Below are 16,607 nucleotides of genomic sequence, written 5' to 3'. Positions count from 1 at the left end.
TCAATACATACAACGGTGTAATAAAGAAACCGATCTTCTACAGCGAATTGTTCGTGAGTTCTAGCCGTCTACAGATAAGCAAGGCGAGTGCCTCGGTGCTTGACTCCGAGGTGAAGCCGACACGGACTTTTACTGGTATGATTCGGACAGCAGAGTACAGTCAGCAATCCCAAAGACGCGCATCAAGTCCTCGATGAACGCACGGCAGTCGAGGAGGAAAAGTCGAAGAGAAAGCGCCGCGATTCAGGGAGGAGTGGATATCAGTGTCTTTCAATCACTGAAGTCCCACGGGTCCGGATCTGAATGCTGGCCGACCCCGTCGTACGTCTCGGTGACGCGGCGGACTACATCGGGGCTTGCCGGACGTGAACGGGGTTGGTCGTCGACAACTCCGCCAGATCGTAGCCCTGGAACGATCTCCTGTAACTCTCTGAGAAACGTAACGGCGGGGGATTCGGCGAGTGTTGGCGTTCCGGGAACGTCTGTGATACGACTGTCGACCGCACCCGTCGCTCGATAGGACCGCGAGAGTCGGCCATCACCGTCGGCGTCGAGGCCGGGTGCACCTCTCCAGTAGTTTCCACTCCAGACGTGCTGGACGTTGAACTCGTCTATTTCTACCGGACGTCCGTTGGCGAGAATGTCGTTTTCGGTCACCCGGTTCGTCGGGAAAAACGACATAGTGCGAACGCCGCGGACGTTGTAGGCTATCACGTTGTGCTCGTACCGCGAGAACTCTCCTCGGACCGTCATCCCATTGCGATTGTGTACCAGCACGTTTTCTGCAATGTAGTTCGCCTGTCCCGCAACGAGTACGCCGTTGCGACTGTTTCGGAGGTGGTTCCCAGCGATGACGGACCCGTACGACCGGTGTTCGACGTAGACCGCGTTCCACGTGTCCTCTATCGTCGAGTTCGTCACCATAGTTCGGATGCCGTAGAAGTCGAACACTCCGATCATCATTCCCTCCATCGACGCGTTCCGGACCACAACACCGTTAGATTCGTGCGCGTAGACGCCGACCTTGCCGCCGTGGAACGACGAGTCTTGGACAACGGCTCGGCCGCCCAGCGCGACGACGCCGATGAATCCGTCGTCCCACTCCTTGGTTCCATACAACGTGAGGTTCGTGACTGAAACGTTTGGGCTACTGCGCGATATGATGCCGTTCGATGTCGTGTTAATGCGAACCGACGAGACGAGTGATTCACCTGCCGTATCGAACACGACGGCGGCGTCACCGTAGCCATGTACTTTCCAGATATCGTAGTTCCACGCACTGTCGTTGACGGGAACGTTGACAGAGCGGTCTCTGCCGCTCCGGTTCTCCCCGACGCCGGTTATCATCAGATCAGTGATGGCCGTCTGCGGTGCGTCAGCCGTGATCACGCTCCCGTTGCCATCGCCGACGATCCGGGTTGCGTTCCTACCGACTCCGCGGATCGTGAGCGGCTTCTCGATCCGCAGATCGTCGACACGGTACGTGCCCGCCGGCACATGGATGGTTGTGTTCGCCGGTGCCTGCTCGACCGCGTCAGTGAGCGTTGACGCATCGCGTCCAACGACGGTGGAGACGGGGCGGTTTCGGAGGCGTTCTGCGGTTTCGACCGTCGCGTTCGCTCGGTCCTGTCGCTGACCGACGACCTGGTGCCACTCCGATGATGACCGTCCGAGTCGGCCGATAGAGGCTTGTTGGGCACCGCCCCACTGTTGCACTTCGCCGCCGTAGCGCTCGGTGAATGAAACGGCGTCTGCTCGGTCGGAGAACGGGACGATAGTGGTGTCGCGCGTGGGGATCGTGGCGTTACTCCCGACGACGAAATACGCGTCCCGAGCGTCGACCCATTTCGTCGGAGCGGTCTGCGGCGCTCGGAGGTGGCCAGTATCGGACAGTGTAAGATCGATCCCCGAAAAGTCGGAGACGTACACCCGCGATGGCGGACCGAACGCCTCGGTCTGCTGTGTCTGCAGTGCGGCAACGAGCGACGTGACGCCGTAGTAGCCGACGACGTAGCGGTACTGCGAGTAGTACACCTCCGCCTTCGGAAGTATCAGGTCGGATGAGTCGGCCTCGCGAACCACGTGATCCGGTAACCCTGTCTCTTTAGTCTGTTCGAAGGGGACCGTGGCAGTCCGGGTGTCGGGAGTGAGCCAGAACGGGATCGCTCCGAGGACGACAAGCACGACGAACGCGACGGAGAGAGACCGCGAGTTCATCAGCCACGAATACGGTAGCTGTCGGTAAATACGCTCCGTTACCGCCGCTGTAACTGTGCAGGAACGCCACGCTTAGGATCGAGTGGCCCTTCACTAGAGTCTGAATGAGCGACACGAATCAGGAAACGACCACGCGGTCTGACACGCTGTTAGCGGTCAACGACGTGAGCCTCTCGTTCGGCGATGTGAACGCTCTCGACGACGTGTCCTTTGAGATCCCTCGAGAGACAGTGACTGCCATAATCGGGCCGAACGGGTCGGGGAAGACAACGCTCACAGACATCGTTACCGGACTGCGCCGGCCAGACAGTGGCGAGGTCGCGCTTGACGCCTCAAGCGACCGTCCGATCGGCTATCTCCCGCAGTCCCCGCGATTCCGACCTGTGTTCACTGTCGAGGAAACGCTACAGTTCTACGCCGACTTGCTTTTCACGCCCGTCGACATCGATGCCGCTATGGAACGAGTCGGTCTCTCAGACGTGCCGGACCGCCGCGTCGACGCACTGTCCGGGGGAATGCGCCGCCTGCTCGGGCTCGCACAGAGTGTTCTCGGCGACCCGTCGTTGGTTATCTTGGACGAACCGACGAGCGGCCTCGATCCGCGGATGACGAAACAGATCTTCGATATCGCCGCGGGCCAGGCCGACGACGATACGGCTGTTTTACTGACGACACACGACCTGAGTTACGCAGCAAACGCGGACAACGTCGTCGTGCTGAACAGAGGAACCGTGATCGACAGTGGTTCTCCAGCCGAACTGACTGCCCGGACGAACACGGAATCGTTGGCTGAGGCGTTCTTGGCGATGGTCGGGACCACCCCGACGGTACAGACCGGAACGGGAGGGGACTGAGCATGATAGATACGGACCGCTTCGTGGCTGTTTTTGAACGCGAACTCGCGACGCTGCGGCGGACACGGTCAATCTGGCTCCTCGCACTCGGCTTTTTCGCGATAACGGTCGGTATCGGGGTCTTTAGCGACACCAGCGGATATGTGCCGCTGACGCTGACGCTTCTCACGCCGGTGGAGCTGCTCATCCCAGCATTAACAGCGGCGGTCGGCTACCGGTCAGTGCTCGCTGACCGGGAGCGAGGAGAGACGAGTATCTTGCAGACCTATCCACTTGGCCCGGGAACCTACATCGCGGGCGTATACTGCGGTCGGTTGGCCTGGACGCTCCTCGTAGTGACAGTATCGCTGCTTGTCGCTGCTCTGACGGTGTCGTTCGCGAGTCCGCCCGCGGATGTACTGGCGGAGTACACGGGGATCGACTCGCCGGTCTACTACTTCCGGTTTGTCGTGCTGACTGCCGTCTTCGCCGCAGTGATACTCGCGCTAATGGTCCTGCTGTCCACACTGGTTCGGTCTGCGCGGCGAGGTATAGTTGCAGCACTGATGGTTGTCGTAGTCGTGGCAATCGGGATCGACTTGGTGATCGTGTTCGGGGTCGCGGGTGGCGTCATCGGCGGAAACATCCTTCCCTGGTACCTGGCGTTGAGTCCAGTAAGCGCGTACCGCGGGTTAGTGATGGCGTACGTGGTTTCCCCAGTCGCGGCGACGGTAGTCCGACCTGCGTCACCTCTCATGAGTGCGATCAGTCTTCTCCTCTGGCTCGTCATCTCACTTCTACTGGCCGGCATCGCGGCCTGGAGTACGCCGTCACACGTTATGTCCGAGTGACGTCAACGGGATAAGCGGGCAGCTATCCACTGGCTCGTGCCTGAATCCAATCTGTCATCACAAGCCGCTCCACTCCGCCGACTTAGACGGTGACGCGGCCGTCCGTCTCGCGCCCGGGCTTCGTCCACGGGACACAGTAGTGCAGGGTACCGAGTCCCTCCGATTGGGGCCTGCCGTGATAACCAGTCATCCGGCGGCGGTCGGTTCCGACGACTTCGCGTTAGTCATCCGGAAGAGAGCGGAGAATATTATCCGTCTCTGGACATTGGCGCGGACCCTACAAATAGGCCTACATATTGTACCGAACCACGGTTGTAGCGTCGGGGATAAACGACACCCATGGCGGGGAGCATCTCACCGCAGAGTCGGGTCCCGGACAGTGACAATGGTACTCCTAAAGGGTTCGATCCGGAGGCGATCGTCGGTCTGATCAACGACGACGACGCCGTGAGCCTATTCCGAAGCGCCACTGACCCGAAGACGGTGTCTATGCTGGCCGCGGAATGTGACATCCCGCTATCAACGGCGTACAGGAAGGTGGAGACACTAGAAGATGCGGGGCTGATCGAGGAAGTGGCGCGAGGGCTCGCTGACGCGTCGGGCCCAGCGTGGTACCGACGGACGGTCGACGGCGTGAGGGTGACGCTGCGGGACGGTGTGACCGTCGAGTGTATCCTCACGGTAGGACAGTAGCCGGAGAATCGTGCCGCTGGACACCGGTCTCGCCTTTGTCGGTACGCTTGGGTCCGACTCCGCCAAGGCGTCACAGTCGAAACTGCAAGTCGAACGGATCTAGCGGTCGGGAGATATCAGTTGCCGTTCGAATCCGAGAGTCCAAGAACCCTCTAGAGGTCCTTTTTCGGCGAGTGCGTACATAGAGACGAGATGGGATACTACGACCGGATCCTCGACATTATGCTCGTGGCACTGGTAGCGGGCACGATGGTTGGGTTCCACCCGGTCGTCCAGTTGCACTACGGTCTCGAAAGTGGGGCGTTGGTGGCAACGCTGTTCCTGTGGGACGGAATATTTCGCAATCCACCGATTCCACCGTCGACCCGCGGGTCGCGACTACCGCAGCAGTCTGGCATGGGGTACTGCTGGTGTCTCTGCTCTCAGCGTGGTAACACGAGGAATGCACCCTGACGGCCATTCCGCCACTGAACACGAACTTCAGGATGCCAGGGTTGGACCGCTACCGGTAACTCTCTTCACCTGCCATCCCCTGCGATCCGTGTTTTCCCGGTCTCGGCGTCAACGTGAACCCTGAACTCGCCGCTTTCGGCGCGCATCGGAACGATCCAAGAGTTCGTTCCACGGTAGGGCTCCTCCAGCGTCTCGGTCGGACTGTTGCCAGCGTCCTCCAGCGCCGCCGTGGCGTGGTCGATCGCCCCCTCAGGTGAGTCGACCACGGTTTCCGCCTCGATCGCTCGAACCGTTGTCACGGGCACTATCGCCTCCCGAACAACGCGTTCGGCGACGCTCCCGAGGAGAACGCGGTCCAGGCCGGTGCGACCGTTCGTCCCCATGACGATCACGTCCACATCGAGATCGCTCGCAGCCGCCAGGATCTCAGTGTGTGGGATGCCGTGCCGGATGGTTGTCTCGACGGCGACAGTAGCCCGCGATCCGACCTCTTCCACGGCCTCCAGAGCTTTGTGGCCGCGAGCCTCGATCGATTCCATGATCGGTCCATCGAGCGTTTGGTACTCGGACGTATCGACCACGTTCACTGCGTGGATCGTCGCGCCGGTCTCGTCGGCGATCGCTACCGCGTGGTCGATCGCCCGTTGACTTCCCTCGCTCCCGTCCGTCGGCAGCAGGATACGTTCGTACATGGTCCTACATATCCACCTACAGTGACCGTCACCAATAGGCCGTCGGGGATTCCCGTGTTCTGAGAAGGGAGGCCCCCGACGAGGAGTCCTGATAACGGAGTCGAAACCGAACGCGGTCCTCCGTCGAACTCCCGGGCGACTAACGCCGGACAACCCAGTTCGGCCGCGGTTTTTCATCGACAACCGATGGTTCTGTCGTACTCGTTCCAGCCAGTGACCGACTGTGGCCTCGGACTGTACCGACTCCCTTCCCGTGAACGCGCTGCCGCCTCCCATTCTCACGATCGAAGAATCAGGGCCGTCTATATTGTAAGACGGAGTCCAACTTCCACATGTCATGAGTCATATCTCCGAGGAAAGCGAGGCCGGAGCGGACATCGGTCCACTCGATGTGCGACTGGCTATCGACGCCGACACCGCTACGGGGTGCCCACTCAGCGGGCGAGACATCGACGAGGTACGGCAGTCGATGACCCGCGCTAGCTGCAGGGACGACGGAATGTGTCAGGTCGCAGTCGACGACGCTGAGGTACACGACTATCAGCGGACACCGGTAACCGAAACCTGTCCCTGTGCGGTCTTCGACGAACGCGACTGCATCTCCGACCTCGAAGCGGTCAGGGACGGTCGGTTGCTGTTCTCGCTCGTCATTCCCGGTCGCGGGGTGCTGCGCTCGATTGTAGACGAACTCAGGAAAACCGGTGCATCGGTGTCGCTCGAACGGATACTGTCCCACGACGAAGAGGACGACGCAGTGACCGACGGCGTCACGCTGACACCGAAGCAACGCGAGGTGCTCTTGCTCGCGACCGAGTCGGGGTACTACGACCGGCCACGGGGAGCCACGCTGGATGACCTCGCAGATGAACTCGACATCACGCCGTCGGCAGTGTCGCAGCGGCTCACCGCGATCGAGCGAAAACTGGTCCACGAGCGGGCCCGCGAGACTGCTCTCCAGTGAACCCTTCCCCCGGTTCTCAGCGCAAGAGGTAGACGAGCGCGAATCCGACGGCGAGCGCGAAGCTTCCAACCTCGTAGGGCTGGTCGTGAAACGCCAGGATCGACGAAGCCACAAGCAGGGATCCGGCCAGGATCGCTAACCCGAGGCCGCTATCGTCATTTTGCTGTCGTCCGACGGCCTCAGTTCGAACCACAACTTCACCACGGTCGAGTTGGTTTAGTAGCCGATCTACCCGTGCTGGGAGCCCCACTGCCGCTGGTAACGATGACCTGAGATCCGCCTGCATATCGTCGAGAAGTGTCTCGATTTCGTCCTGGAGGAGTCCCTGTTCGACGAGGAACGAACGGATGACCGCGAGGAAGTCGAACTCCGGGTCCAGCTGACGGCAAACACCTTCTCCGACTGTCCCCACTCTGATGAGCAACATTACGTCCGGTGGGATCCGAAACGGGAAATCGTGGAGCATCGACGTGAGTTCGGTCACGATAAGTCGCCACGTGATCTCCGAGCGACCCTCCAAGTTCCGGATCATGAGTTCGAGGACCTGGCGGACCTCGGCACGGTCGACCGTCGGGTCGAGGATGTCGAGAGCGATCAGCGAATCTACCAGACTGTCGGCGTCCCGACGGACGAGCGCCCGATAGAGGTTCACGATATCGTCCTGTACGGGCGGCGGTAGCCGCTCGCTCATCCCGAAATCGTAGATCACGAGTCGGCCGCCGTCCGTGATAGCCAGATTCCCCGGATGTGGGTCGGCATGAAACACTCCATCGACGAGTCCCATCTTCAGATAGACCGTCGCGATCCGAACAGCCATCTCCGACGGAGTGACGTCAACGCCCTCGAACGCGTCCTCATCGGCGATATCGCGACCGGTAACGTACTCCATTGCAAGTATCCGCTCCGACGACAGTTCCGGGTACACGTTCGGAACGTACACCCCGTCGTCGGACAGGTTCTCCCTGATCTCGACCATCATCTCCCGCTCTCGGTCGAAATCCAACTCGTCGAAGATGATCTCCTCGAAATCGTCAGCGGCGTTTTCGATCGAGTACCGGTGACGCTCCGCCGCGAAGACGCTTACGAACGGGATCAGTCTCCGTATGATTCGGAGGTCACGCTCTATCACGGATTGTAACCCGGGGCGACGGACCTTCAGCGCGACCCGCTCTCCGTCGTACCTGACGGTGTAGACGAACGCAAGCGAGCCGCCAGCGACGGGGTTCAGCGTCGACAGGTCGATTTCGTCACGGAGTTCCTCCTCGACGACCGCGCGGGGGTCGCCGCCCGCGTCCTCAGGCACTTCGTTTTGTAAGCTCCCGAGCACCTCGGCGTACGTCGGCGAGACGATATCCGGCCGCGTCGAGAGAACCTGTCCGACCTTGACAAACGCCGGCCCGAGGTCGAGCATCGCGTCGCGGAGCCTTTCGGCCCGCCGGCGGTGAACGTCCGAGTCGACCTTGCGGGGAGGACCGAACAGCAGGAAACGACGGCGGTCACGGAGGAAGGTCACTGCGAACGGAAGAAATCGGATCAATACGATCAGGTATCGACGATAGAACCCGATCATCGCCGACAGGAGGAGAACTCGTCGCTGTAATCGCGATCCATGCTCCACTCTTCACCTGAAAACGTATATACATTATCGTGTCAGTTGCAACTCCCGTCTATATTCGGAACGGCCACTGGAAGCCGGTTTACAGGACCCATCGTTGGGTTTCAGGCCGCTTCAGCGGTGGCCCCGGAAAACCCGCCGTCCCTACGTGCACAGTCGGGTGAGTCACTCAACCCCTTTCGAGTCGGAGCCTACAGAGTACAGTGGGCCGTTGGAGTCCCAAGCGACACAGTGATTTTTTGCCAGCGCTGTTGTACGCGTTACCATGTCACAATCCATCGGTGAAGAACTGTCCGCCGAAGAGATAAAAGGGTTCCTGGAGGACCAGGGTTTAGGGGTGTTAGGTTTCGCAGCGGACGGCAAGGCGTACACGATCCCTATCGCGTTCGCATACGACGGTGAAACAAACCGTTGCTTCTTCCGGTTTATCATGGACAATGACAGTATGAAGCGCGAGTTCGTCGCCGAAACGAAAGTCGCAAGCCTGACAGTGTACGAATGGAAGACCAAGAACCAATGGAAAAGCGTTGTCATGAGGGGTCCGATCCAACGGGTGGCGAACTCTGACCTCGATGAGGCGGCAACGCTGTTCTCCGCTGTCGGCGAAGAGGCTGCTCTTGAGGTGTTTAACGACCCTCTCTCCGAGTACGAGACGAGATGGTACGAGCTGAGAGGGTCGGAGTTGACTGGACGTTGTCAGTACGTCGGTTCCCGAGAGAGTCTTGCCTGATATCCCCACGCGAACTGCCACCGGTTACCGAACCCGGTGGCCGCGGATCGGTGCCGAACTGAGAACTGGCTTCGTCTGCTCTGCCGCTACAGGCATCCTCGCGGGCATAGTTTTACGCTCTGGTTCCGATGACAGTGCGGGCCGACGCTTCGCGTCGCCGTCTCTACCGAGTTTAGAGGAGTCCGTTCACTGTTGACCTAACTGGCCTGCCGAGTGAGCCGAAACGGTTAGCACTGGCTTCTCCGTGATACGAACGACGCGTTCGGTGACGCTCCCGATCAGATATCTGCCGAGACCGGTTCGGCCGTGGGTCCCCATCACGACGAGGTCAATATCGCGCTCGTCGGCGTAGTTCAAGATGGAGCGGGCTGGCGTCCCGCTGAGCACCGAGGCCTCGACTGACTGTAAGCCCGCCTCGTCGGCGCGGTCAACTACATCGTCGACGGCTCGCTTACCTGCTTCCTCCAACGCCTCGAAAACCGCGGGACTGTCGACATCACCGCCCCAGGAGGACGTGAGATCGACGACGTGAACGACGTGCAGCGTCTCATCCGTGACCGCGGTGAGGTCGATAGCGTGGTCGGCAGCCGCATCAGCCGTGGCGCTTCCGTCTGTTGGGACGAGTACCGATTCGATGTCGGGAGGGAAAGAGTCGCCACCGTGGACAGTAAGTACGGGCACTGGCGAGGTTCGTAGCGTCCGTGCGGTGGTACTTCCGAGGATGAGCCGGTCGAGTCCGGCGCGACCGCGGGTCCCCATCACGACCAGGTCGACACCGTGGTCGACGGCGTAGTCAACGATCTCTTCGTGAACCGCCTCGGTCGTTTCGATCGTACTAGTGGTCACTGCTACGTCGGCGTCGTTAGCTAAGTCTGTGATCTCAGTTAGCGCCGCCTCACCGGGTCGAGCCAATTCCCCAGTTGTATTGGCCCTGACATCGGTCGGGAGGTCACCGAGATCGAGGACGTGGACAGCATGGATAGACGCGTCGAACCGACGTGCGAGCGCGATCGCCCCCTCAGCCGCGTTCTCTGCGGGTTCGCTCCCATCGGTCGGGACGAGAATGGTATCGTACATATCGATCATTTCGGAGTACGCTCCACACCAGTGTTAAACCGACCATCGATTCTCGGATCGAGGGAACAACGGTAAACGGAGCGCTGGCTCACTCAAGGGGATACGCCAGTCGGTTTTGACCGTCCGTATCACACGCTATTAGCCCTTCAAAGCAAGGAAGGGGATTTCTCCGTCACTGGGAACCGGCGATCGATTTACGAAAGTCACGGTCGTCGGTTTACGTATGACGACCAACGAGTTAGCGGAGTACGGCATGGTACATATGGACGACGATGAGATAGGGGGGTTTCTGACGAGCCAGAGTGTGGGAGTACTCTGCTTCCCAGCGAAGGAAGCACCCAGTATGCGGCCGATGTCGTACTGGTATGACGGAGAAGATAGCCTGTATTTTCTCTACGTCCTGGGATCGAACAGTCGGAAGGAATCTCTGAGTAGACGCGCGGACACTGTTCGGTTTCTCGTCTACCGGGCGGACTCGGCGTTCAAGTGGCAGAGCGTCCTCCTAACCGGTTCAATCAGCGAAGTTGTCGAGAGCGAACGCGACGCCGTACTCGACGCCGCAGAGATGAAGTGGCGACCGGAACTGTTCGAGCGGGCAAGCGAATCAGAAAACACCGGGCTATACCGGTTACAGATCGACCGACAGGACGGTATCAAACACTCTGAACTCCCGCCCGGTTTCGAAGGAGACGCCAAATCGGAGTAGATCGCAACCAGTGACGAGTTGTCGGTCACTGACTTATCTGCCACCTCCGATGATATCTCTCTTCTCTCACCTATCGGACTCACGGCCGTCCGTCTATCTCTCGGATTCGTCGTCTTCAAGTTGTACGTAGTTCGATGGGCGCGGGGGACGCCCGCACTACCGAACCCGTTGCTCGCCGCTGCTGTGATGGCATCACTTGCCCTTCAGATGGCGGACCTCTACACGCCACTCAACGAGTACTTCGGGGTTGTGCCGGTCGGGATCACCGACTGGGACAGCTAGGAATAATAATCCTCGTGGAGACGGTATTTCTCGTGTTGGTCAAAGAGGTCGTCAGGCAACACGCATCTACGACCAGCCGGGAACGCAACCGTCCCGAGCCGACGATTCCCCGGAGACGCCCCGGAATGAGGCCGCGTAGAGCGAGTTGCACCACAGATAAGGTCGCCGGGGGTGGTAGTGGCGGTATGGATATCGGTCTCACTGTGGGCGGTTCGCTGGAGCGGCTGACATCGACGGCCGACGGTTTCGCGTTCGCTGAACTCTCTATAGGGGAGTCCGCCTACATTCCTGAAGAGAGAGATGACGGGCAACTCCGCGACGGGTTGGCTGCGACCGACGCGGAACTGTGCGTTCACCTCCCGTTCGATCAGGTCGTCGCGACGGCCGTGCCGCAACTCAACGACGCGATCGTCGACTACCTCGCGGAGTTACTTGAATGGGCGGGTGGGGTCGACGCACAGAAGGCGGTTCTGCACGGGACAATGCGTGACCCTCACGACACCGACCAGCGACCGGCCTTCGCGTCGCAACTGTCTTCGATCGCGAGTGCCGGCGACGACGCCGGCGTCGAGGTCGTCGTCGAGAACGTCGGACACCAAGCACGCGGCCTGCCACTCTCCGTTCTCGGGGAAATTGCCCGTGACACCGGGACATCGGTCTGTTTCGACGTCGGCCACGCATACATGGAGGACGGAAACGACGGCGTCGAACGCTTTCTCGGGGAGTACGCAGATCTCGTCTCACATCTCCACGTCCACGACGTTCGAAGTCGCGGAGACACGCACATCCCGGTTGGGGCTGGCGAAGTGGACTACGGGTTCGCGTCCGATCACTTCGACGACTTCGACGGTACCGTCGCCATCGAAGTGTTCACCGACGACATTGCGTTACTGAACGACACGGCCCGCCGAGTATCCGACCATCTCGACGATGGGGCGTAGATGTGGAGGGACCGGTAATTCACGGAAATCGGGTCCGCTGACCGCTAGTTATCTAACCCCCGGACTATTCTCTGCGGATGGGAACCGTCTACTACCCTCATTATATAGCGCGGACAAATGCAAGTATGGCAGTAGATTTCGACGGCGAGACGGCTATCGTCACCGGGGCCGCGTCCGGAATCGGACGCGAGACCGCAAAACGGTTTGCAGCAGAAGGGGCAAACGTTGTCGTCACTGACGTTGATACTGACGGCGGGAACGAGACGGTGGACCTGATCAATGGGGACGGTGGAACTGCTACCTTCGTCGAAACCGACGTGAGCGACCCGGCGGCCGTCGAGGCGATGGTCCAGGAGGCAGTCGACACCTACGGGGGATTAGACATCGCCGTCAACAACGCGGGCATCGAGGGAGAGACCGAACCCCTGGCCGACGTGTCCGTCGATGCCTGGGACAGACTGATCGATGTCAACATGAAGGGCGTCTGGCTCAGCATGAAGTACGAACTCCCGGAACTGAAGGTAGACGGCGGGGGAGTAATCGTGAACACGTCATCGATAGCTGGACTCGTCGCCGCTGGCGGGGCGCCATACGTCGCCAGCAAACACGGCGTGGTCGGCCTGACTCGCGTAGCCGCTACGCAGTATGCCGACGCCGGCGTACGCGTAAACGCCGTCTGTCCGGGTGTTATCGACACGCCGATGGTCGACCGAGCAGGTGAGGACGACCCCGAAGCGATCGAACAGTTCGTCGGGATGCAACCGCTCGGTCGAATGGGGACTCCCGAGGAAGTGGCCAACGCCATCGTGTGGCTCTGCTCGGACGAGGCGTCGTTTATCACCGGCAATGCCTACCCCGTCGACGGGGGTTTCACGGCACTGTGAGGGGCCGAGTTCGAGGATATCCGTCACGCTGTACCTCGATGTAGCTGGTTTGTCTCCGCCACGCAAGTCAGTCCCTCCAGAGAACCGTCGGACAAAGACGCCGGAGCGACTGACGGCTGATCCGCACGCGCAGCGGCGGTGAGGGTAGGGACAGCGTTCGCCGTCACCTCGTAGTCGTTCACCGGTCGGGGTCGTGTAGGAACGTTTCACGCCCCTGAAACGCTCTAGTTGACCGACCGATATCATCCTGTACAGACGTTGCGGCCTGTCGCCGGTCCTCCCGAGTGCACTCTACAGCGACTGCTGTCGGCTCGTCGGCGAGCGAGTGCCGAAAACGACCGGTCGGTGACGTGAGTCTCCTGACCTACTGGACCTCGGCCCTTGCAGCGCGCCGCAGGAGTCGGACGGCGACGGTACCCAGGATGAGGTTGAACCCGGTGAGGACGGTAATCCCGGGTATGACCGTGCTCCAGAGCCCGCCGAAGGCAGTCACGTCCAGGACAGTCATCACGTCCCGGCCGAGCATGATGGCGCGGACGCTGTCGACGCCGTACGTGATCGGGTTGACTGTGGCGATAGCGTTGATCCACCCGGGGAGTACATCGAGCGGAAGGAACGCGCTCGACACGAACATCAGTGGGAAGGTGAGGAGGTTCGAGAACATGATAGTCGCTTCCTGGTCGCGAGACACCAGTGCGACGATGTTCGAGTACGCCATGAACGCGCCGCCGAAAAGCACCGTGATGAGAACGATACCCAAGATTCCAGGGATACCCGTCCGGACGTACTGACCGGGCGACGATCCCGTTTTGAGGGTCAACAGGAGATACCCCAAGAGGAGGATGATCATCGTCTGGACGACTATCCGGGCCACCTCGGACAGCAGTTTCCCGAGAAACATGGCGGACCGGTTCATCGGAGAGACGAGGACTTTCTCGAACATCCCCTCCTCCATGTCGTCGACGAGGCCGATCCCGGAGGTAGCGGCCGAGGAGAGCGTTGACATGATGATTATGGCCGGTGACAGGTACGTGACGTAGCTAATGTTGCTGTCGAACGCCTGTGAGAGCGCATCCCCGGACACAGCGCCGAAGACTTCGACGAACAGGACGAAGAAGATCACGGGCTGGACGAGCGACGTGAACACTACGTAGGGGTTCCGAACGTTCTTGACGAGCCACCGCCTGAAGCTGACACGTACGTCCGCTGTGGCGCTACGCCCCGGAGCCTTCTGTGTGGGTTCGCTCACGACCGCGCCGTCCCCGTCGAACTGACCGCTCATTTCGTCACACCCTGCGCGGAGACCGATGCCATTCCTTCGTTCGTCGCTTCGTCGGCGGCGGCAGTCGAATCCTCGCCTGTCAGTGCAAGGAAAACGTCGTCGAGCGTGGGCGAACGGATGTCGAACCCACTGACCGAGACGCCGGCGTCGTCGAGCGCGACGAAGAGTTCGCTCGTCGCCTCGCGAGCGCGCTCGGCCCTGACGCTGAGCCCGTCATCCGTCGTCTCGATCAACGCTCCTTCGAGCGCGTCGATGCGCTGAACCGCCTGCACTGCACATTCCGTCTGCTGTTCGGTCGGGTCCGCGAGCGTGACCTCGAAGATGGCCGCACCGATTTCGGATTTGAGCGTCTCCGGAGCGCCGGTCGCGATGACCTGTCCGTCCTGAAGCAGAGACAGGCGCTCGCAGAGATGGTCCGCTTCCTCCAGATACTGCGTCGTGAGGAATACCGTCGTCCCCTGGTCGTTGATCCGTTCGAAGTAGTCCCAGAGCCGGATCCGCGCCTCCGGGTCGAGCCCAGTTGTCGGCTCGTCCAGAAAGACCACCGGCGGGCGATGTACCAGCACGGTCGCGGCGTCAAGCCGCTTTTTCATCCCGCCGGAAAACGTCTCCGACCGCGTGTCCGCCACGTCCTGCAGGTCGACGAGGTCGAGCAGTTCCTCGATCCTGTCCTCGCGCTCGCTCTCGGGAACCCCGTACAGTTTACAGGTCAACCGGAGGTTCTCTCTGGGGGTCAGTTCCCTGTCGATGCTCGTCTCCTGGGCCATGTAGCCGATGGACTCGCGCACCGCCTGCGGACTCGCGGCCGTATCGTATCCGTTGATTCGAACCGACCCCCGGGTCGGGTGCAGGAGCGTCACGAGAGTCTTGATGGTGGTCGTCTTTCCGGCCCCGTTCGGGCCGAGAAAGCCGAAGAACTCCCCCTTCTCGACCCGGAGAGAGACGCCACGAACGGCTTCGGTCCCGTCCTCGTAGGTGATCCGTACGTTCTGCGCATCGATCGCGAGGTCAGTTTCCGCGGAACGGTCTGTCCCTTTCTGTTGGGATCGAGTCTGTCCTTTCGTCATACACCAGTGTTTCGAACCGGGACCGTGTAGGCCCTTCTCGGACGAGTGAGGCCGTTTATATGAGGCCCTTACGAGACCACGTGAATACGGGCGATCCTGCCAGCGGTCGCAGGACCGCCAGTGTAGCAGACAGCCGGATATTTCCTTTACTTCGGGCGGCGATCGGACAGAAGAGACCGGGACCGGTTCGGCCCACACCAGCAAGTTACGGACGGATCGTAGTGGTGACGGTCGCCTCCACGAGAGTAGATTGTGCGCGTCGAAGTCGTTCGGAGAGCGACGACGCGGAGATATCGAGTTCGCCGGCGACATCTTCGAGTGACGCCCTCCGCGGGATGTCGAAATACCCCATCTCGTGAGCGGTCACCAGTGCCTCCCGCTGGCAGTCGGTGAGTCCTTTCCCCGCGGGTCCGGACCCGCCGTCGGGGGTAAGTCGACGCAACGTAAACCCGCCGTTTCGCCCCCAGAACGACCGGAACTCCTCGATCGTCTCTCGGTCGGCGAACCACCCGCTCTGGATCCACCCCTTCGGCGTGACACGGATGCGTTCGAGGTCCATGTCCGCGGCCGCCAACGCTTGCAGTTCGGAGACGTCGTCGACGTATCCGCCGAGTTGGGCCTCCATTCCGTGGGCCGGTCGGACCCGGTACCACGGCGTCTCGTCCGCCCGCTTGACCTGCACGTACTCCTCGACGAACGGAACCGACTCGAAAGCCCGTTCGACCGTCTCGCGATCCCCGTCGACGACCTGTACGATGAAGGCCGCGTACCAGTCCTCGCTGGGATGAAACTCCAGTTCGAGTGTCGACTCCGAAGCTATCGCCGCGACCTCGACGAACGGAAGGCCTTCGCAGGTGATTTCATACTCAGCGAGAAGTCCCATAGGGTCGCGATATCGGCCGTCGGTACTGTGCGTTTCGATTACGTTTCAGATCGGTCCTCTGAATCAGTCTCTATTGGTGTCGTAGCTAGTGTAACAGTTCATACTTTGATCGCCCGATGGCAGGCGACCGAGCGTGCAACGACTTTCACTGACGACGATAGCTCGCGTTTCGCGCAGTACAGACGAACAGTTACAGATCCGCGGTACCGTCGGAGAGAGCGTACCAAGCTAGCGATGCGAGAGTCACGAGCAATCCCCCGTACAGTAAGGTGTATGGTGTCGACGCTCTCGCTCCACCGAACGACAGTTGAACCAGTACGTCCTCTATGAGTAGAAATCCACCGATGATCGTGATGTGAAGCCCGAGCAGCATCGAGTGCGTTTTCTTCATGTGCTACAATACAGTATATTCCAACATATTTTTACCGATAGAAGTGAGC

The 16,607-nt window shown here is 60.5% G+C and carries 17 protein-coding genes; 9 read left to right on the top strand and 8 right to left on the bottom strand.

The genetic code is table 11. The annotated features are described in order from the left end of the window. Positions 1-270: 270 nt before the first annotated feature. The gene (locus EYW42_RS14830; protein WP_135536072.1) at positions 271-2,217 is read right to left on the bottom strand and encodes a nitrous oxide reductase accessory protein NosL; all 1,947 of its coding nucleotides are present in this window, start codon (positions 2,215-2,217) and stop codon (positions 271-273) included. 104 nt (positions 2,218-2,321) lie between these two features. Between EYW42_RS14830 and EYW42_RS14825 the strand changes: the two genes are divergently transcribed. The 3 genes from EYW42_RS14825 (at position 2,322) to EYW42_RS14815 (ending at position 4,594) form a co-directional block, all read left to right on the top strand. Next, a complete protein-coding gene (locus EYW42_RS14825) occupies positions 2,322-3,071 on the top strand; it encodes an ABC transporter ATP-binding protein (RefSeq protein ID WP_135536071.1) in 750 nt (249 codons plus the stop codon). A 2-nt stretch (positions 3,072-3,073) separates the two neighbouring features. Further along, the gene (locus EYW42_RS14820; protein WP_135536070.1) at positions 3,074-3,901 is read left to right on the top strand and encodes an ABC transporter permease; all 828 of its coding nucleotides are present in this window, start codon (positions 3,074-3,076) and stop codon (positions 3,899-3,901) included. 339 nt (positions 3,902-4,240) lie between these two features. Then, positions 4,241-4,594 carry a helix-turn-helix domain-containing protein gene (locus EYW42_RS14815; protein ID WP_135536069.1) on the top strand — a complete coding sequence of 118 codons (354 nt, stop codon included), beginning with the start codon at positions 4,241-4,243 and terminating at the stop codon, positions 4,592-4,594. Between the two features lie 518 nt (positions 4,595-5,112). Here EYW42_RS14815 and EYW42_RS14805 read toward each other — a convergent pair. Further along, complete coding sequence (locus EYW42_RS14805; RefSeq protein ID WP_135536068.1) at positions 5,113-5,739, bottom strand: universal stress protein; 627 nt, start codon at positions 5,737-5,739, stop codon at positions 5,113-5,115. A gap of 337 nt (positions 5,740-6,076) precedes the next feature. Between EYW42_RS14805 and EYW42_RS14800 the strand changes: the two genes are divergently transcribed. Further along, on the top strand, positions 6,077-6,700 hold the full coding sequence (locus EYW42_RS14800) for a helix-turn-helix domain-containing protein (protein WP_135536067.1): 624 nt from the start codon (positions 6,077-6,079) through the stop codon (positions 6,698-6,700). Positions 6,701-6,716: 16 nt separating this feature from the next. On the opposite strand, the gene EYW42_RS14795 is transcribed toward EYW42_RS14800, so the two are convergent. Continuing rightward, positions 6,717-8,270 carry an ABC1 kinase family protein gene (locus EYW42_RS14795; RefSeq protein ID WP_135536066.1) on the bottom strand — a complete coding sequence of 518 codons (1,554 nt, stop codon included), beginning with the start codon at positions 8,268-8,270 and terminating at the stop codon, positions 6,717-6,719. A 310-nt stretch (positions 8,271-8,580) separates the two neighbouring features. Here EYW42_RS14795 and EYW42_RS14790 point away from each other — a divergent pair, with 310 nt between their 5' ends. Further along, complete coding sequence (locus EYW42_RS14790) at positions 8,581-9,045, top strand: pyridoxamine 5'-phosphate oxidase family protein (RefSeq protein WP_135536065.1); 465 nt, start codon at positions 8,581-8,583, stop codon at positions 9,043-9,045. 186 nt (positions 9,046-9,231) lie between these two features. Here the strand turns inward: EYW42_RS14790 and EYW42_RS14785 are convergent, their stop codons facing one another. After that, positions 9,232-10,122 (bottom strand): universal stress protein, encoded by an 891-nt coding sequence (locus EYW42_RS14785; RefSeq protein ID WP_135536064.1) that lies wholly within the window; start codon positions 10,120-10,122, stop codon positions 9,232-9,234. A gap of 223 nt (positions 10,123-10,345) precedes the next feature. Here EYW42_RS14785 and EYW42_RS14780 point away from each other — a divergent pair, with 223 nt between their 5' ends. The 4 genes from EYW42_RS14780 (at position 10,346) to EYW42_RS14765 (ending at position 12,935) form a co-directional block, all read left to right on the top strand. Next, on the top strand, positions 10,346-10,828 hold the full coding sequence (locus EYW42_RS14780) for a pyridoxamine 5'-phosphate oxidase family protein (RefSeq protein ID WP_135536063.1): 483 nt from the start codon (positions 10,346-10,348) through the stop codon (positions 10,826-10,828). Positions 10,829-10,948: 120 nt separating this feature from the next. Then, positions 10,949-11,110 (top strand): hypothetical protein, encoded by a 162-nt coding sequence (locus tag EYW42_RS19910; RefSeq protein WP_202613915.1) that lies wholly within the window; start codon positions 10,949-10,951, stop codon positions 11,108-11,110. Positions 11,111-11,295: 185 nt separating this feature from the next. After that, positions 11,296-12,051 carry a TIM barrel protein gene (locus EYW42_RS14770; RefSeq protein WP_135536061.1) on the top strand — a complete coding sequence of 252 codons (756 nt, stop codon included), beginning with the start codon at positions 11,296-11,298 and terminating at the stop codon, positions 12,049-12,051. A 125-nt stretch (positions 12,052-12,176) separates the two neighbouring features. Then, positions 12,177-12,935: an SDR family oxidoreductase gene (locus EYW42_RS14765; RefSeq protein WP_135536060.1), complete on the top strand. Its 759-nt coding sequence runs from the start codon at positions 12,177-12,179 to the stop codon at positions 12,933-12,935. Positions 12,936-13,299: 364 nt separating this feature from the next. Here the strand turns inward: EYW42_RS14765 and EYW42_RS14760 are convergent, their stop codons facing one another. The 4 genes from EYW42_RS14760 to EYW42_RS14745 all read right to left on the bottom strand — a co-directional run bounded on the left by EYW42_RS14760 (position 13,300) and on the right by EYW42_RS14745 (position 16,558). Then, on the bottom strand, positions 13,300-14,217 hold the full coding sequence (locus EYW42_RS14760) for an ABC transporter permease (RefSeq protein ID WP_135536059.1): 918 nt from the start codon (positions 14,215-14,217) through the stop codon (positions 13,300-13,302). After that, positions 14,214-15,284: an ATP-binding cassette domain-containing protein gene (locus EYW42_RS14755; RefSeq protein WP_135536058.1), complete on the bottom strand. Its 1,071-nt coding sequence runs from the start codon at positions 15,282-15,284 to the stop codon at positions 14,214-14,216. Before EYW42_RS14755 ends, EYW42_RS14760 begins: the two co-directional genes overlap by 4 nt. A 205-nt stretch (positions 15,285-15,489) precedes the next feature. Continuing rightward, the gene (locus EYW42_RS14750; protein ID WP_135536057.1) at positions 15,490-16,167 is read right to left on the bottom strand and encodes a helix-turn-helix domain-containing protein; all 678 of its coding nucleotides are present in this window, start codon (positions 16,165-16,167) and stop codon (positions 15,490-15,492) included. A gap of 190 nt (positions 16,168-16,357) precedes the next feature. Further along, positions 16,358-16,558: a hypothetical protein gene (locus EYW42_RS14745; RefSeq protein ID WP_135536056.1), complete on the bottom strand. Its 201-nt coding sequence runs from the start codon at positions 16,556-16,558 to the stop codon at positions 16,358-16,360. Between the last annotated feature and the right edge of the window lie 49 nt (positions 16,559-16,607).

It is taken from the genome of Halostella pelagica (assembly GCF_004762015.1).
Lineage (GTDB): Archaea > Halobacteriota > Halobacteria > Halobacteriales > Natronoarchaeaceae > Halostella > Halostella pelagica.
The sequence above is the reverse complement of the archived record's forward strand: the minus strand, read 5'-3'. Positions and strand labels throughout refer to the sequence as shown.

Excerpts from the sequence above, each read along its gene's own strand:
- EYW42_RS14830 (WP_135536072.1), bottom strand. The coding sequence starts at position 2,217 with ATGAACTCGCGGTCTCTCTCCGTCGCGTTCGTCGTGCTTGTCGTCCTC.
- EYW42_RS14825 (WP_135536071.1), top strand. The coding sequence starts at position 2,322 with ATGAGCGACACGAATCAGGAAACGACCACGCGGTCTGACACGCTGTTA.
- EYW42_RS14820 (WP_135536070.1), top strand. The coding sequence starts at position 3,074 with ATGATAGATACGGACCGCTTCGTGGCTGTTTTTGAACGCGAACTCGCG.
- EYW42_RS14815 (WP_135536069.1), top strand. The coding sequence starts at position 4,241 with ATGGCGGGGAGCATCTCACCGCAGAGTCGGGTCCCGGACAGTGACAAT.
- EYW42_RS14805 (WP_135536068.1), bottom strand. The coding sequence starts at position 5,739 with ATGTACGAACGTATCCTGCTGCCGACGGACGGGAGCGAGGGAAGTCAA.
- EYW42_RS14800 (WP_135536067.1), top strand. The coding sequence starts at position 6,077 with ATGAGTCATATCTCCGAGGAAAGCGAGGCCGGAGCGGACATCGGTCCA.
- EYW42_RS14795 (WP_135536066.1), bottom strand. The coding sequence starts at position 8,270 with ATGATCGGGTTCTATCGTCGATACCTGATCGTATTGATCCGATTTCTT.
- EYW42_RS14790 (WP_135536065.1), top strand. The coding sequence starts at position 8,581 with ATGTCACAATCCATCGGTGAAGAACTGTCCGCCGAAGAGATAAAAGGG.
- EYW42_RS14785 (WP_135536064.1), bottom strand. The coding sequence starts at position 10,122 with ATGTACGATACCATTCTCGTCCCGACCGATGGGAGCGAACCCGCAGAG.
- EYW42_RS14780 (WP_135536063.1), top strand. The coding sequence starts at position 10,346 with ATGACGACCAACGAGTTAGCGGAGTACGGCATGGTACATATGGACGAC.
- EYW42_RS14770 (WP_135536061.1), top strand. The coding sequence starts at position 11,296 with ATGGATATCGGTCTCACTGTGGGCGGTTCGCTGGAGCGGCTGACATCG.
- EYW42_RS14765 (WP_135536060.1), top strand. The coding sequence starts at position 12,177 with ATGGCAGTAGATTTCGACGGCGAGACGGCTATCGTCACCGGGGCCGCG.
- EYW42_RS14760 (WP_135536059.1), bottom strand. The coding sequence starts at position 14,217 with ATGAGCGGTCAGTTCGACGGGGACGGCGCGGTCGTGAGCGAACCCACA.
- EYW42_RS14755 (WP_135536058.1), bottom strand. The coding sequence starts at position 15,284 with ATGACGAAAGGACAGACTCGATCCCAACAGAAAGGGACAGACCGTTCC.
- EYW42_RS14750 (WP_135536057.1), bottom strand. The coding sequence starts at position 16,167 with ATGGGACTTCTCGCTGAGTATGAAATCACCTGCGAAGGCCTTCCGTTC.
- EYW42_RS14745 (WP_135536056.1), bottom strand. The coding sequence starts at position 16,558 with ATGAAGAAAACGCACTCGATGCTGCTCGGGCTTCACATCACGATCATC.